This window comes from Marinomonas vaga (genome assembly GCF_055388305.1).
Window position 1 is genome coordinate 1,418,415 of sequence record NZ_AP043903.1, and the last position, 14,481, is coordinate 1,432,895.

At 48.4% G+C, this 14,481-nt stretch carries 14 protein-coding genes; 10 read left to right on the forward strand and 4 right to left on the reverse strand.

The window, feature by feature from the left end; genetic code table 11:
• Positions 1 to 19 precede the first annotated feature (19 nt).
• Positions 20 to 751, forward strand: coding sequence for a lysophospholipid acyltransferase family protein (locus tag ACZ5DR_RS06620; RefSeq protein ID WP_377365737.1), 732 nt, complete (start codon positions 20 to 22; stop codon positions 749 to 751).
• An 85-nt stretch (positions 752 to 836) separates the two neighbouring features.
• Here ACZ5DR_RS06620 and fabB read toward each other — a convergent pair whose 3' ends face one another.
• Together fabB and fabA are read right to left on the reverse strand one after the other, a co-directional pair.
• Positions 837 to 2,051 carry a beta-ketoacyl-ACP synthase I gene (gene fabB / locus ACZ5DR_RS06625; protein ID WP_377365735.1) on the reverse strand — a complete coding sequence of 405 codons (1,215 nt, stop codon included), beginning with the start codon at positions 2,049 to 2,051 and terminating at the stop codon, positions 837 to 839.
• A gap of 29 nt (positions 2,052 to 2,080) precedes the next feature.
• Positions 2,081 to 2,596, reverse strand: a complete 516-nt coding sequence (gene fabA / locus ACZ5DR_RS06630; RefSeq protein ID WP_377365733.1) for a 3-hydroxyacyl-[acyl-carrier-protein] dehydratase FabA — start codon at positions 2,594 to 2,596, stop codon at positions 2,081 to 2,083.
• 279 nt (positions 2,597 to 2,875) lie between these two features.
• Between fabA and ACZ5DR_RS06635 the strand changes: the two genes are divergently transcribed.
• Positions 2,876 to 3,817, forward strand: a complete 942-nt coding sequence (locus tag ACZ5DR_RS06635; RefSeq protein ID WP_377365731.1) for an alpha/beta fold hydrolase — start codon at positions 2,876 to 2,878, stop codon at positions 3,815 to 3,817.
• Here ACZ5DR_RS06635 and ACZ5DR_RS06640 read toward each other — a convergent pair.
• Positions 3,801 to 4,790: a polyprenyl synthetase family protein gene (locus ACZ5DR_RS06640; protein WP_377365729.1), complete on the reverse strand. Its 990-nt coding sequence runs from the start codon at positions 4,788 to 4,790 to the stop codon at positions 3,801 to 3,803. The two genes, ACZ5DR_RS06635 and ACZ5DR_RS06640, sit on opposite strands and share 17 nt — an antisense overlap.
• A gap of 282 nt (positions 4,791 to 5,072) precedes the next feature.
• Between ACZ5DR_RS06640 and rplU the strand changes: the two genes are divergently transcribed.
• The 5 genes from rplU (at position 5,073) to ACZ5DR_RS06665 (ending at position 8,497) form a co-directional block, all read left to right on the forward strand.
• Positions 5,073 to 5,381 (forward strand): 50S ribosomal protein L21, encoded by a 309-nt coding sequence (gene rplU, locus ACZ5DR_RS06645; protein WP_377365728.1) that lies wholly within the window; start codon positions 5,073 to 5,075, stop codon positions 5,379 to 5,381.
• A 32-nt stretch (positions 5,382 to 5,413) separates the two neighbouring features.
• Positions 5,414 to 5,671, forward strand: coding sequence for a 50S ribosomal protein L27 (gene rpmA, locus ACZ5DR_RS06650; RefSeq protein WP_377365726.1), 258 nt, complete (start codon positions 5,414 to 5,416; stop codon positions 5,669 to 5,671).
• 108 nt (positions 5,672 to 5,779) lie between these two features.
• Complete coding sequence (gene cgtA, locus ACZ5DR_RS06655; protein ID WP_377365724.1) at positions 5,780 to 6,970, forward strand: Obg family GTPase CgtA; 1,191 nt, start codon at positions 5,780 to 5,782, stop codon at positions 6,968 to 6,970.
• A gap of 22 nt (positions 6,971 to 6,992) precedes the next feature.
• Positions 6,993 to 8,117, forward strand: coding sequence for a glutamate 5-kinase (gene proB, locus ACZ5DR_RS06660; RefSeq protein WP_377365722.1), 1,125 nt, complete (start codon positions 6,993 to 6,995; stop codon positions 8,115 to 8,117).
• Between the two features lie 17 nt (positions 8,118 to 8,134).
• On the forward strand, positions 8,135 to 8,497 hold the full coding sequence (locus tag ACZ5DR_RS06665; protein WP_377365721.1) for a diacylglycerol kinase: 363 nt from the start codon (positions 8,135 to 8,137) through the stop codon (positions 8,495 to 8,497).
• Between the two features lie 48 nt (positions 8,498 to 8,545).
• On the opposite strand, the gene rpsT is transcribed toward ACZ5DR_RS06665, so the two are convergent.
• Positions 8,546 to 8,809, reverse strand: a complete 264-nt coding sequence (gene rpsT / locus ACZ5DR_RS06670) for a 30S ribosomal protein S20 (protein WP_055462845.1) — start codon at positions 8,807 to 8,809, stop codon at positions 8,546 to 8,548.
• A gap of 225 nt (positions 8,810 to 9,034) precedes the next feature.
• Here rpsT and murJ point away from each other — a divergent pair, with 225 nt between their 5' ends.
• From murJ to ileS, 3 genes are all read left to right on the forward strand, one after another.
• Positions 9,035 to 10,594 carry a murein biosynthesis integral membrane protein MurJ gene (gene murJ, locus ACZ5DR_RS06675; RefSeq protein WP_377365718.1) on the forward strand — a complete coding sequence of 520 codons (1,560 nt, stop codon included), beginning with the start codon at positions 9,035 to 9,037 and terminating at the stop codon, positions 10,592 to 10,594.
• Between the two features lie 99 nt (positions 10,595 to 10,693).
• Positions 10,694 to 11,623: a bifunctional riboflavin kinase/FAD synthetase gene (gene ribF, locus ACZ5DR_RS06680; protein WP_377365717.1), complete on the forward strand. Its 930-nt coding sequence runs from the start codon at positions 10,694 to 10,696 to the stop codon at positions 11,621 to 11,623.
• A 31-nt stretch (positions 11,624 to 11,654) separates the two neighbouring features.
• Positions 11,655 to 14,477 (forward strand): isoleucine--tRNA ligase, encoded by a 2,823-nt coding sequence (gene ileS / locus ACZ5DR_RS06685; RefSeq protein WP_377365715.1) that lies wholly within the window; start codon positions 11,655 to 11,657, stop codon positions 14,475 to 14,477.
• Positions 14,478 to 14,481 lie beyond the last annotated feature (4 nt).

Consider the following 14,481-nt stretch of genomic DNA (forward strand, 5'->3'; position numbering starts at 1 on the left):
AAAGGATACGGAGAGCCGGATGAAACCGAAAAAAACGCTGCGAGCATTGGTGGGGTCCACCCTGTTTGCTGTGGTATATGGTGTACTAACGGGGTTTACAGGAATCTTTGCCCCTTTGGTGGCTTGGTTGCTGCCAATGACATGGCGCCAGCCACTGCTAAATCTACACAACCATGCGTTGCTGTTTTTGTTTCGTGTGATCTGTGGGGTGAAGGTCGAAGTGATTGGGCGTGACAATATCCCTTCTGATCGACCTGTGGTGTTGGCATCGAACCACCAAAGCGAGTGGGAAACCTACTTGCTGCAAGTCATTAAAACGCCGATCTCTACCGTGTTGAAGAAAGAGTTGTTATCGATTCCATTCTTCGGCTGGGGATTGCGTATGGTTCAGCCGATTGCCATCGATCGATCTAAACGTGCGGGTGCCCTTAAGCAGATTCTTAAACAAGGTAAAGAGCGTATTCAGGCTGGCCGTTCCGTTCTGATCTTTCCTGAAGGCACTCGTACCTTGCCAGGGCAGGAGCGAGCGTTTAACAAAGGGGCTGCTATGTTGGCATCGTCCTCTGGTACTGCCATTTTGCCTTTGGTGCATAATGCTGGCCATGTGTGGCCTGGACGTACTTGGTTACGCTATCCGGGTAAGATTACCGTTACCATTGGGCCATTGATCGAAGTGGACGGAAAGGACACCAATCAGATCCATGAAGAAATGGAAATCTGGATGCGTGAAGCCATGCGGCAGCATCCATAAGGTTGGCCTTTCAAGAGTAATAAAAAAGCCGCGCAGTTTGAACTGTGCGGCTTTTTTGTAAGCGTGAAGCTTAATGCCTAGGCAATTAAGCGTCGTACTTTTTGAACACTAGGCTGGCGTTTGTGCCGCCGAAGCCAAAGCTATTAGACATGATTAGGTTCAGGTCAGCATTGTCTTCACGAGTGGTTACAACGGGAATGTTGCCTGCTTCAGGGTCTAGCTCTGAAACGTTCGCGGATGCCGTGATGAATTTGTTTTCCATCATTAGCAAGCTGTAAATCGCTTCGTGTACGCCGGCTGCACCCAAAGAGTGACCAGACAAAGACTTAGTTGAGCTGACTTTAGGAATGTCGTCACCAAAGGTTTCACGAACAGCTTGAAGCTCTTTCATGTCGCCTGCAGGTGTGCTCGTGCCGTGAGTGTTGATGTAATCGATTTTGCCATCGATAGTGCTCATAGCCATTTGCATACAACGTACAGCGCCTTCGCCAGAAGGAGCGACCATGTCGTAGCCGTCAGAGGTTGCGCCGTAGCCTACAACTTCTGCGTAGATCTTAGCGCCGCGAGCTTTCGCGTGTTCTAGTTCTTCAAGTACTAGAATGCCACCGCCGCCAGCGATTACGAAACCATCACGGTTGGCATCATAAGCACGAGAGGCTTGGTCAGGTGTTTCGTTGTACTTAGAAGACAAAGCGCCCATCGCATCAAACATACAAGTTTGAGTCCAGCTTTCTTCTTCACCGCCACCAGCAAATACGACGTCTTGTTTGCCTAGTTGGATTAGCTCCATCGCGTTACCGATACAGTGCGCACTTGTAGAACAAGCAGAAGTGATGGAGTAGTTAACACCTTTGATTTTGAAAGGTGTTGCAAGACAAGCAGAAACAGTACTCCCCATTGTTTGAGTAACACGGTAAGGGCCAACACGCTTTACGCCTTTTTCGCGTAGCGTGTCTGCAGCTTCAACTAGGTTCTGTGCGGATGCACCACCAGAGCCTGCGATCAAACCAGTGCGGATGTTAGAGACTTGCTCTTCGCTTAGGCCTGAATCTTCGATGGCTTGCTGCATAGACACGTATGCGTAAGTCGCAGCGTCACCCATGAAACGGCGAACTTTACGATCAATCACACTATCGTCTAGATCGATACGACCACACACATGGCTGCGGAAGCCTTTTTCTTTGTAATCTTCAGCGAAACGAATACCAGAACGGCCTTCGCGAAGAGATTCGAGAACAGTTTGTTTGTCATTGCCAAGACAGCTAACAATGCCTAAACCAGTTACCACTACACGACGCATATTAATGTGCCTCTTATACTCTATATCTATTAGAAGTTATCTGTTGAAGTGAATAGACCTACGCGTAGGTCTTTCGCTGTGTAAATCTCGCGGCCGTCAACAGAAACACTTCCGTCTGCAATGCCCATTACAAGCTTACGTTCGATGACGCGTTTTAGGTCGATACGGAACGTCACTTTCTTAGCAGTAGGAAGAATTTGACCGGTGAATTTCACTTCGCCAGAACCCAAAGCGCGTCCGCGGCCTTTGTTGCCTTTCCAACCAAGGAAGAAGCCAACAAGTTGCCACATTGCGTCTAGGCCAAGACAGCCAGGCATTACCGGGTCGCCAGGGAAGTGACACTCGAAAAACCAAAGGTCTGGAGTGATATCAAGTTCAGCGATGATCTCACCTTTTCCGAATTCTCCGCCTTCGGTGGAAATTTTCGTGATTCGGTCAATCATAAGCATGTTGCCCACAGGAAGCTGAGCATTTCCTGCGCCGAACATTTCTCCGTATCCGCACTTTAGAAGTTCGTCTTTTTCAAACGATGAAGCTGTAGTCATTATAGTCCTATTTCCACCGCCCTCGCTTTAGTGCTCTAAAGGAGTGAAACGTGTGGTCCAGTTAGCAGTATAAAAATCCAGAGGATTATATCGGTTCGAGACCTCAATATGAATGTTTGGGCGGAAAAAAACCAATTATGAGTCGCGAAAAGTGCGGTTTTTTTGTTCATTTAGGTAAACAATACTGAAAATTTACATTTGAACCTTCCGCTGTTTTGAAATCTCGTGCAACCTAATGGGTCGTCAGAAATTATTGCGTTGCATCTAGAGGGGAAGGTTTTGAGCCGTTTTTCATTTCATCAAGGTCTCTCGGAAACCTCCGATTGCTTACTCTCATATCATTTACACCAACAGGAAAACATTCCAAACACGGTGCATTTTCTCCATGGTAATGGCTTTGCGGTACGGACCTACGAGGGGATGCTGGAAAAGCTGATTCAGGACGAAAATCTGTTGCTACAAGATGCGGCGGGACATGGTTTGTCGCCAGCTGGCCCTGAGTTTGTGGGTTGGAATGGCTCAGCAGCACGCTTCCATGAATCTCTGACGCGCTTGAGAGAGCATCATCCCTTGGGCTCCTTAATTGGTATGGGGCATAGCTTCGGTGGCTGTATGACGTTGCTGATGAGTGCTAAGGATCCCTCATTGTTCCGCTATAATATCCTCTTGGATCCAGCCCTATACCCGCCTCGGATGATTTGGATTTTGCGAGGTGTGCGCATGTCTGGCATGCGCCATAAGCTGCCATTAGTTCGACAAACAGAGCGGCGTCGTGATTCATGGGCAAGCGCAGAAGAGGCTTTTAACTCCCTTAAAGGGCGCGGCACCTTTAAGGGGTGGGAGGATCAAGGTCTACGAGACTATGTCGAGTATTCCACGCATGATGACGATAACGGACAAAGGGTATTGAATTGTCCTACTTGGCTTGAGGCCGCGGTGTTTGGTTCTGCCCCTAGGCGACTGTGGAGTACGTTAAAAAAGGTGACAACGCCGACCTATATTCTGTGGGGCACCGATACCTATGACACCTTCCGTGAATCTTATCAGCTGATTAATCGCATTAATCCTAATGTGCACTTGGTTGAAGTGAAGGGGGGGCATTGCTTTATGCAACAATTCCCAGAACAGACAGCAAAACTGGTGCGTGGAATTATGGATCACGGGAAGGACGGCATTGCTCAAGAGAGCAATGCCGATTTTATTATTAATTACGACGGTTAATGGCAGCGTTTGCCAAGTCGATTAAAGCTGTTTTGTAAGGGGAGTCTGCAAGCACTGAGATGGCTTCGATGGCCAACTCTGATTGTTTGCGTGCTTCCGCCTCAGTGTACTCGATTGCTCCGCACGCTCTTACATCCTCGAGAATAGCGTCTAGATTTTCAAGGCCGCCTGTTTCAATCGCTGAGCGCACACGGGCTCTGGCGTCATCTGTGCCGTGCTGCATGGTGTAAATGAGCGGCAGAGTCGGTTTTCCTTCCGCTAAGTCATCGCCCACGCTTTTACCCATTTCTTCTGCTGTAGAAACATAGTCCATGACGTCATCAATCAGCTGGAATGCTGTGCCGACATACATACCGTATTGGCGTAATGCTTCTTGGGCCGTATTGTCGGCTTCCGCTACAACGGCACCACACAAAGCGGCGCCTTCGAATAGCTTAGCGGTTTTGTATTGAATGACCTTGATGTAGCTTGCTTCCGTAGTATCTGGGTCGCCGCAGTTAATAAGCTGTTGCACTTCCCCTTCGGAAATGATGTTAGTGGTGCCAGACAGAATTTCCATGCAGCGGAAACTTCCTACGTTCACCATGATTTGAAAGGCGCGAGTGTAGAGAAAGTCGCCTACTAATACACTTGGAGCATTGCCCCATTCTTCATTGGCGGTTTTTTTGCCGCGACGCATATCGGATTCATCCACAACATCATCGTGCAGCAGTGTCGCAGTGTGGATGAACTCTATAATAGAGGCCATTTTGACAGCGTTACTTAAGGCTGTCTCTGTCAGTTGTGAGCTGGGTTGTGCCGCTCGGGCCGCCAAGAGAACCATCAGAGGGCGTAATCGCTTGCCGCCGTTACTGATGATGTAATAGCCGATTTGCTCTATCAGAGGGATTTCGCTTTTAAGTTGCGAGAGAATATAGTCATTTACTTGGCCAAACTCGTCGGCCACCACATCATGAATTCGAGTAGGTTGCATGGAACTTCCGAAGCTAAAAAATCAGTAAGCTGAACAGCAGCTGGCGAACATGCTAGGTAAGCTCCCATAGTGGGTCAAGTTAAAACCGTAAAAATCCCTTACTAAAGCGGAATGCGCTTGTTTTTACTGGCTTCGTTTTGTACAATTCGGCGTCCGATTTGCCCATATTTTGCTCCCTATCATATGGTCGGATGTAAGTCTTTGATAAGATTTACATTTATTAGCCACTAGAAGTAGGTCAAATACAATCCAGTAGCCGGGCAGATCTATTTGGAGATAAACATGTTTGCAGTGATTAAAACCGGCGGTAAGCAATACCGCGTACAAGAAGGTCAAACTCTTAAAGTAGAAAAACTAGCTGTTGAAGCTGGTAACGCTGTTGAGTTCAACGATGTTCTTCTTGTTAGCAACGGCGACGACGTAAAAGTTGGCGCACCTGTTGTTGAAGGCGCTAAAGTAACAGCTGAAGTTGTTGCCCACGGCCGTGGTGACAAGGTGAAAATCTTGAAATTCCGTCGTCGTAAGCACTCTATGAAACGTCAAGGTCACCGTCAGTGGTTCACGGAAGTGAAAATCACTGGTATCAACTAAGCGTTTAAAGATTCAAAAGTTAGGAGTAAATCATGGCTCACAAAAAAGCTGGTGGTAGTACTAAAAACGGTCGCGACAGTCAGTCGAAACGCTTAGGTGTTAAACGCTTTGGCGGCCAAGTTGTTGTACCAGGCAACATTCTAGTTCGTCAGCGTGGTACTGAATTCCACGCAGGTGAAGGCGTACGTGTTGGTAAAGACCACACTCTATTCGCAGTTGCTGAAGGTCAAGTGAAATTCGAAGTGAAAGGTAAATTCAAGCGTCGTACAGTTTCTGTCGTAGCTGCCTAATCGCTAAGCGAATTATCAAAAAGAGCTCCGCAATGCGGGGCTTTTTTTTTGGAAAAATTCTATAATCAGGGAAATTGAACCCTGATAACGCACCTAAGAGGTGATTTTGTGAAATTTGTTGATGAAGCCACGATTTACGTTCGCGCAGGTAAAGGTGGTAATGGCGCTTTAAGCTTCTGGCGAGAGAAGTTTGTTGCCAAAGGTGGTCCTGACGGCGGTGATGGTGGTGATGGCGGTAGTGTATTTCTAGTGGCGGATGAGTCCCTGAATACCCTGATCGATTTCCGCTTTACTAAAAAGTACATCGCGGAAAATGGCCAAGGCGGTATGGGCCGTGACATGACTGGCTCGAAAGCGCCAGATTTAGAGATTAAAGTGCCAGTAGGCACCACGGTTATTGATGAAGACACCGGCGAAACGTTAGGTGACTTGGTGGCTGTGGGTGAGCGTTTAAAAGTGGCTCAAGGCGGTCACAAAGGTCTAGGAAATACGCGCTTTAAATCCAGTACCAACCGTGCGCCTCGACAAACCACAAAAGGCACTGTTGGTGAAGAGCGTAACCTGAAACTGGAAATGAAAGTATTAGCGGACGTGGGTCTGCTGGGTTTGCCAAATGCGGGTAAGTCGACGTTTATTCGTTCAGTGTCCTCTGCGAAGCCTAAAGTGGCGGATTACCCGTTTACGACCTTGGTGCCGAACCTAGGTGTGGTGAAGGTTAAGAAACACCAAAGTTTTGTAATTGCTGACATTCCGGGAATCATCGAAGGAGCGGCAGAAGGTGCTGGCTTAGGGATTCGATTCCTCAAGCACTTGGTGCGTAACCGTATTTTGTTGCACATCGTTGATATGGCACCTTGGGATGAAACGACTCCTGCCGAAGCGGCTGTTATTGCTGTGAACGAATTGCGCGAATTCTCGCCAACCTTGGCTGAGAAGCGTGACCGTTGGCTGGTGTTGAATAAGTTGGACATGGTGCCAGAAGACGAGCGTGAAGCTCGTTGTCAGAGCGTGATTGATGCTTTGGGCTGGGAAGGCAAAACTTACCGCATCTCTGCAATCTCTGGCGAAGGCACGGAGGTGCTTTGTCTAGACCTCATGACAGCGTTAGATGAGAAGCGTGAGTTGCTATTGGAAGACCCTGACGCCGCTGCTGAAGAGCGTGCAATCCGTGATTTGATTGATGAAGAAGGGCGCGAGCGTATTCGCGAACTGCGCGCCAGCCGTCGTAAGTCTGCTCAAGACGACGATGATGATTTCGATGACGATGATTACGATGTGGACGTAGAGTACGTTCGTTAACCCTTAGTGAGATAAGCAGTAGATGGAAACGAGAGAGAAGATCGCAACTGCGCAACGCGTGGTTGTGAAAATAGGCAGTGCTTTGTTGACCAATGATGGTCAGGGTTTAGATGTGGCGCGAATTGGGCAGTGGGTTGCTCAAATCGCAGAGCTGCGTGCACAAGGTAAAGAGGTGGTTTTGGTGTCTTCTGGCTCCATTGCTGCTGGTATGAAGCGCCTAGGTTTTTCATCTCGACCGACACAAGTCAACGAGCTTCAGGCGGCCGCTGCGGTGGGTCAAATGGAGTTGGTTGGCATCTACGAAACTCACTTTGAAGACCATGGTTTGGTGACTGCTCAGATTCTTTTGACCCATGAGGATTTATCTAACCGTCGTCGTTATCTCAATGCCCGTTCGTCCCTGCGTACTCTGTTAAGTCTTGGCGCTGTGCCGATCGTTAATGAAAACGATACGGTGGTGACGGATGAGATTCGCTTTGGTGACAATGATACGTTAGGGGCTTTGGTGGCCAATTTAGTGGAAGCGGATGCTTTGATTATCCTGACGGATCAGCAAGGTTTATTCGACAAAAACCCACGTGATCATAAAGATGCAACATTGATCGAGCATGCTTCTGCCAGCGATGAGAGTTTGGATGCTATGGCCAGCGGTGGTGCTGGTGTTCTAGGTAGCGGTGGTATGTTGACTAAGGTGCGCGCGGCGCGCTTAGCAGCGCGCTCTGGTGCCGATACGGTGATCGCTTCTGGTCGTGTTGAGCAAGTGATTGTTCGAGTGTCATTGGGTGAGCGAATTGGTACCTGGTTACAGCCTGAGCACGGTCGCTTGGCTGCTCGTAAACAGTGGCTAGCAGGACATCTTAAGAGTCGTGGTGCCTTGATCTTAGATGATGGGGCGGTCAATGCTTTACGTGAGTCGGGTACTAGCTTGTTGCCGGTTGGCGTGAAGGATGCAGAAGGCACTTTCTCCCGTGGTGATATGGTGTTGTGTGTCGACTTGCAGGGGCGGCTTGTGGCTCGTGGTCTAGTGAACTATAGCATCGCGGAAACCTTGAAGTTGTTAGGTAAGCCTTCCTCCGAGCGTGGAGCGATTTTAGGATATGAAGGTGAGCCTGAGCTGATTCATCGCGACGACTTGGTGATTATTTAAGGGGAAATGGGCTCGTCATGGCAAAACCTGGAAAGATTGGTTTGATTCGTGTGATGCATGCGATGCGCTACTCGGTGCAAGGTATTAAGGCTGAGTGGCAGCATGAGGCGGCATTCCGTCAAGAGGTCTGGTTGTTTGTTGTGGCGCTGCCTTTGGCGCTTTGGCTGGGTGATACGGCCCTTGAGAAGGCTTTAATGATCTTTGTGGTAGGGTTGGTGTTGGTGGTGGAAACCATTAACTCTAGTATCGAAGCCATTGTTGATCGTATTAGTGATGAAAAACACGAGTTATCAGGAAGGGCGAAGGATCTAGGCTCTGCGGCAGTGATGCTAACACTTGGGTTGGCTGCGGTGGTGTGGTTGTTCTTACTGTTTGGCTAGTAAATTCTAGGCATAAAAAAACCGGCTAGCGCCGGTTTTTTTATGGGATTAGGCCAATGCTTTGATTTTAGCATTCAAGCGGCTCTTATGACGAGCTGCTTTGTTTTTGTGGTATAGGCCTTTGTCAGCTGCTTTGTCTAGTTTAGACACTGCAACAGAGTATGCTGCTTGAGCTTCTTCTTGGTTTCCTGCTTCAATAGCTGCATCTACTTTTTTCAAGTATGTGCGCACCATAGAGCGCAGGCTACCGTTATGAGCGCGACGCTTGATCGCCTGGCGCGCACGTTTTTTTGAACCGGCGGAGTTTGCCACAGTCTGGCTCCTTCAATATTTCTATAATTAAAACGGCACAACGGGTTGCTGCGTCGCTTGTGAATGTCAAGTTTAACTTGAAAATCTCGCGGCGGATTTTACCAGTTTTTAGCATTGCTACAACCCCAAAACACAGATTATTAGTGGGGGATAGTGTAATTTTAAGCTGTTTGCTATGAATTGAAATGCTATTCTTGGCCAAATTTTTCGCTAGATCATGATGTTATGTCCAACACTCCATCGGTTAAACCTCGTTCACTTTTACGCTCTGGGCTTCTGGTTTCAGTGTGTACCTTCCTGTCGCGTATCCTTGGTCTGGCGCGAGATTCGGCTTTGGCTTACGTATTAGGTGCCAGTGCGAGTGCGGATGCTTTTTATGTGGCGTTTAAAATTCCGAACTTTTTTCGACGTTTGTTTGCTGAGGGGGCCTTTGCTCAAGCGTTTGTTCCGGTTTTAAGTGATTATCGAGTGAATCATGGGCACGATGCTGTTCGTGAACTTGTGGCGGCGGTAACTGGCTCTTTGGCGCTGGTGCTTTTGTTAGTTACCGCAGTGTTTATGGCGGCGGCACCTTGGGTGGTGTTTGTGTTCGCTCCGGGGTTTGCAGACAATGCGGCTCAGTCTGAGTTGTCGGCAACCTTGCTGACGGTGACGTTTCCATACCTGTTGTTTATTTCTTTGACGGCTTTGGCTGGAGGGATTCTAAATTCCCATGGGGAATACGGTGTGCCTGCTATTACACCTATCTTTCTAAACATCTCTTTGTTGGTGGCAACTCTAGGATTTGCTCGTACTGCTGGGCAGGCTGAATTGGCGGTCGCTTGGGGCGTGTTTTTTGCTGGTTTGATTCAGTTGCTCTTTCAAGTGCCGTTTTTGGCACGTCTTAAGTTATTGCCTAGGCCGACTTTTGGGTTCTCTCATCCTGGTGTGAGGCGCATTTTGTTGTTGATGGGGCCTGCCTTGTTTGGCGTGTCGGTAAGTCAGATTAATTTGTTGTTGGACACAGTGCTGGCGTCTTTTCTAGAGACTGGCAGCATCACTTGGTTGTATTTATCGGATCGTTTGTACGAGTTGCCTCTGGGGATTTTTGCGATTGCTATCAGTACGGTGATCTTGCCGTCCTTGTCTAGAAGCTTTGCGGGAGAAAAAGGTCAGCGCTTTGCTGATACCTTGGATTGGGGGTTGCGGGTACTTTTGTTAATCGCGATTCCATCTTCTATTGCCTTGTTTGTGTTGGCGAAGCCTTTGATTGCGACCATCTTCTATCGCGGAGAGTTGACCGTTGGTGATGTGGAGATGGCGGCTAGAAGTCTGCAGGCCTATTCCCTAGGTTTGGTGTTTATGATGTTGATAAAGGTGTTGGCTCCAGGTTACTACGCCCGCCAAGACACAAAAACGCCGGTGAAGGTGGGCATCATCGCTATGGTGGCCAATATGGTCTTTAACCTGATTTTGGTCTGGCCCCTAGGGCATGTGGGGCTGGCTCTCGCGACAAGTCTCTCTGCTGCGCTTAACGCTGGATTGTTGTGGTGGGGGTTGCGTCGAGATGGCTACCATGTGTTTTCAAGACAATGGTGGGTGTTATTGCGAGTACTCTTGGTAGGTGTTGCCTGTTTAGGTGTTTGGTTATGGTTTTACAGTTCACGTGGAATTGAATGGACGGACCTCTCCGATTGGCTGCGTGTGCAGCATATGTTGTTACTGGTAGTGGTGGGTGTGGCTGTCTATGGGCTCGGCTTAATGGCGTCTGGCTTAAGGGTGCGCCATTTAAGGGTAGAGGATTGACGTTGAGATGAGCAGATCCCTACCTTTGCGAAGGGGACTGCTATATAATCGCGGTTATTTTTTCAGCGGTAGACGAAACAGTTGCCGGTACGGAGTGGTATGGAACTGGTTAGGGGTATTCATAATATCCAAGCAAGGCACAAATTTGGTGTGCTCACGATTGGTAACTTTGATGGGGTGCATCTAGGCCATCAAGCGATTCTTAATCGAGTGAAAGCTCTTGCTGAGCGTTATCAGGCGCCGGCAGGCATTATGATTTTTGAGCCTCAGCCACGAGAGTTCTTTGCACCGCAAAATGCCCCAGGTCGTTTGTCTCGTTTACGTGATAAGGTGGTTTTGCTTCAGGAACAGGGCATCGATTATGTTCTGTGTGTTCCTTTCAATAACCGTTTGCGCAATTTGGACGCGAATGCCTTTTGTCAGCAGGTACTGCATGACGGTCTAGGTGTGAAACACTTAGTGGTGGGTGATGACTTCCGTTTTGGATGTGACCGCCACGGCGACTTTCATTATTTAGAAAAATTTGGCGCTATGCATGGCTTCGATGTGGAGAACACGTCATCGATTCTGAATGTGGAAGGTTTGCGTATCAGCAGTACCTTGGTGCGACAGCATCTCCAGCAGGGTGATATGGTGTCCGCTGAAGCAGCCCTTGGTCATGCAATTACCATGAGTGGCCGCGTTGTGGGTGGGCAGAAGTTAGCTCGTAGACTCGGGTTCCCAACGGCGAATGTGTATCTGAAAGGTACAGCCCCAGCACTGTCTGGTGTGTATGCGGTGACGGTGCCTGTGAATGGCCAGCTTTATGAAGGTGTTGCAAATATTGGAGTGCGCCCAACCGTTGAAGGTAAAACACCTATTTTAGAGGTGCACTTATTTAATTTTACGGGCGATTTGTACGATCAATATATTGAAGTCACCTTTCGCCACTTTATTCGACCCGAGCGCAAAATGAATGGCTTGGAAGAGTTAGAAAAACAGATTCAATGTGACAAAGAAGAAGCGCTTCGCTTTTTCTCTAATCCATGACCGATGATCTTTGAGGATAAATCGAAAAACCATGAGTGAATATAAATCAACGCTGAATTTGCCAGAAACCGCCTTTCCTATGCGCGGCGACTTGGCAAAACGTGAACCAGCGATGCTTAAGCGCTGGCAAGATATGGACTTGTACAACAAAGTACGAGAAGCGAGTAAAGGTCGTAAGTCCTTTATTCTTCATGATGGCCCTCCATATGCCAACGGCAGCATTCACATTGGACACGCGGTTAACAAAATCCTCAAAGACATTATTGTTAAATCTAAGACCGTTAGTGGCTACGATGCGCCTTACATTCCTGGCTGGGACTGTCATGGTTTGCCCATCGAGCACAAAGTTGAGCAGATGATCGGTAAAGCGGGCGATAAAGTATCGTTTAAAGAATTCCGCGCTAAATGCCGTGAATACGCCTACACGCAGATTGAAGAGCAGAAGAAAGACTTTATCCGTCTTGGCGTGATGGGAGATTGGGAAAACCCATACCTCACCATGAATTTTGTAACGGAAGCAAACATTGTCCGCGCGCTGGGCAAGATCGCTGAAAATGGCCACCTAGTGAAAGGCTTTAAGCCTGTTTACTGGAGTGTGGTCGGTGGATCTGCTTTGGCAGAAGCGGAAGTGGAATACCAAGACAAAACGTCTTTGTCGTTAGACGTACGCTACGCACCACAAGATGAAGCCGCTTTCCTTGGCAAATTTTCTGATGTAACAGGCGAAGGCAAGGTGTCGGTTGTGATCTGGACCACAACCCCTTGGACACTGCCTGCAAGTCAGGCAGTGTCTATCCATCCTGAGTTCAACTATGCGTTAGTTGAAGTGGATATGGGAGCAGGTAAAGAGCGTCTAGTGTTCGCTGAAGACATGGTCGAAGGCATCATGCAACGCTACGGTCACGAAGAGTATCGTATCGTTGGTCGCGCTGTGGGCGCAGACCTAGCGGGTGTTGTGTTGAATCATCCATTTATGGAGCGTGATATCCCTGTTCTATTGGGTGAGCACGTAACCGCTGAAGCGGGTACGGGCTGTGTGCATACGGCACCTGATCATGGTGTGGATGACTTCAACGTTGGTCGTGCAAACGGAATCGGCACCATTAACCTAGTTCAAGATAACGGCGTTTATTCGGATGCTGCCGGCGAGTTTGCAGGCATGCATGTCTACAAGGTAGACGATGCTGTGCTGGAAGCCCTAGGTCGTAATAACGCCCTAGTATTCCAATCTAAGATCTTCCACAGCTACCCACATTGCTGGCGTACTAAAACACCTTTGATTTTCCGTGCGACGCCTCAATGGTTCGTAAGTATGGATGAAAAAGGTCTTTTGGATGACGCCAAAGAAGCGGTCAAAGGGGTTAAGTGGACACCTGCATGGGGCCAAAACCGCATGGAAGGCATGTTGAACAACAGCCCAGACTGGTGTGTATCGCGTCAGCGTACTTGGGGTGTGCCAATTGCTTTGTTCATCAATAAAGAAACTCAAGAGCTTCACCCAGAAACGCCTCGTTTGATCGAAGAAGTTGCCCTGCGTATCGAAAAAGAAGGTATGGATGCATGGTTCGATCTAGAGGCTGCAGAGTTACTAGGTGATGATGCAGATAAGTACAGTAAAGTTACTGACACCTTAGATGTGTGGTTCGATTCTGGTGTGACCCATTACTCAGTCATCGATCAACGTGACGAACTAAGCTTCCCAGCAGATCTTTACCTTGAAGGTTCAGACCAGCATCGTGGTTGGTTCCAGTCGTCTTTGAAAACCTCTATCGCAATCCGTGGTGTACCGCCTTATAAAGGCGTGCTGACGCACGGTTTCACGGTTGATGGTGATGGTCGTAAGATGTCCAAGTCCCTTGGCAACGTCGTATCACCACAAAAAGTGATGGAAACCCTAGGTGCAGACATCATTCGCCTTTGGGTGGCGGCAACAGATTACACTGGTGAAATGACCGTCTCTGACGAGATTTTGAAGCGTGTGGCAGACGGTTACCGTCGTATCCGTAACACTGCTCGTTTCATGTTGGCAAACCTAAGTGGTTTCAACCCAGCAACAGATTTGGTGGCGCCAGAAAACATGATCGCCTTAGATCGCTGGATTGTTGATCGTGCGGCACAGTTGCAAAAAGAAATTGACGAAGCTTACAACGAGTACCAGTTCCACTCTGTGGTGCAGAAAATCCAGAACTTCTGTTCTCTGGACTTGGGTGGCTTCTACTTGGATGTCATCAAAGACCGCCAATACACCACGCAAGAAGACAGCTTAGCACGTCGTTCAGCGCAAACGGCTCTGTATCATATTGCAGAAGCATTCACTCGTTGGATCTCGCCAATCTTAAGCTTTACCGCGGATGAAATTTGGCAAGCTCTACCAGGTGAACATTCGGAGTCAGTATTCCTTGATACTTGGTATGAAGGTCTATTTGAACTAAGTGGTGATGAGGCCCTTGGTCGTGATTTCTGGAAACAGGTACTTGATGCCAAGATGGCAACAAACAAAGTATTAGAAGCGGCACGTAAAGATGGCAAGATCAAAGCCAGCTTAAGCGCAGAAATCACTCTTTACTGTGATGCCAAGTTGGAAGAAACCCTTGCCAAATTGGGTGAAGAGCTGCGTTTTGTGCTGATTTCTTCAGAAGCAAAAGTCGCACCTTTAGCAGAAGCGCCGGCTGATGCCGTAGCGTCTGAGCTAGAAGGCTTGAAGGTTGTTGTAAAAGTTACAGAGCACAATAAATGTGCCCGTTGCTGGCACCACCGTGAAGAAGTCGGTAAGCGTGAAGCGCACCCTGAATTGTGTGATCGATGCATTTCGAACTTGCCGGAAGGTGAGGGCGAAGAGCGTCACTACGCATAATGCT

Coding starts and splice junctions, on each gene's coding strand:
- fabA (WP_377365733.1), bottom strand. CDS start 2,596: ATGACTACAGCTTCATCGTTTGAAAAAGACGAACTTCTAAAGTGCGGA.
- ileS (WP_377365715.1), top strand. CDS start 11,655: ATGAGTGAATATAAATCAACGCTGAATTTGCCAGAAACCGCCTTTCCT.
- ACZ5DR_RS06640 (WP_377365729.1), bottom strand. CDS start 4,790: ATGCAACCTACTCGAATTCATGATGTGGTGGCCGACGAGTTTGGCCAA.
- fabB (WP_377365735.1), bottom strand. CDS start 2,051: ATGCGTCGTGTAGTGGTAACTGGTTTAGGCATTGTTAGCTGTCTTGGC.
- ACZ5DR_RS06665 (WP_377365721.1), top strand. CDS start 8,135: ATGGCAAAACCTGGAAAGATTGGTTTGATTCGTGTGATGCATGCGATG.
- ACZ5DR_RS06620 (WP_377365737.1), top strand. CDS start 20: ATGAAACCGAAAAAAACGCTGCGAGCATTGGTGGGGTCCACCCTGTTT.
- ribF (WP_377365717.1), top strand. CDS start 10,694: ATGGAACTGGTTAGGGGTATTCATAATATCCAAGCAAGGCACAAATTT.
- murJ (WP_377365718.1), top strand. CDS start 9,035: ATGTCCAACACTCCATCGGTTAAACCTCGTTCACTTTTACGCTCTGGG.
- rpmA (WP_377365726.1), top strand. CDS start 5,414: ATGGCTCACAAAAAAGCTGGTGGTAGTACTAAAAACGGTCGCGACAGT.
- proB (WP_377365722.1), top strand. CDS start 6,993: ATGGAAACGAGAGAGAAGATCGCAACTGCGCAACGCGTGGTTGTGAAA.
- rplU (WP_377365728.1), top strand. CDS start 5,073: ATGTTTGCAGTGATTAAAACCGGCGGTAAGCAATACCGCGTACAAGAA.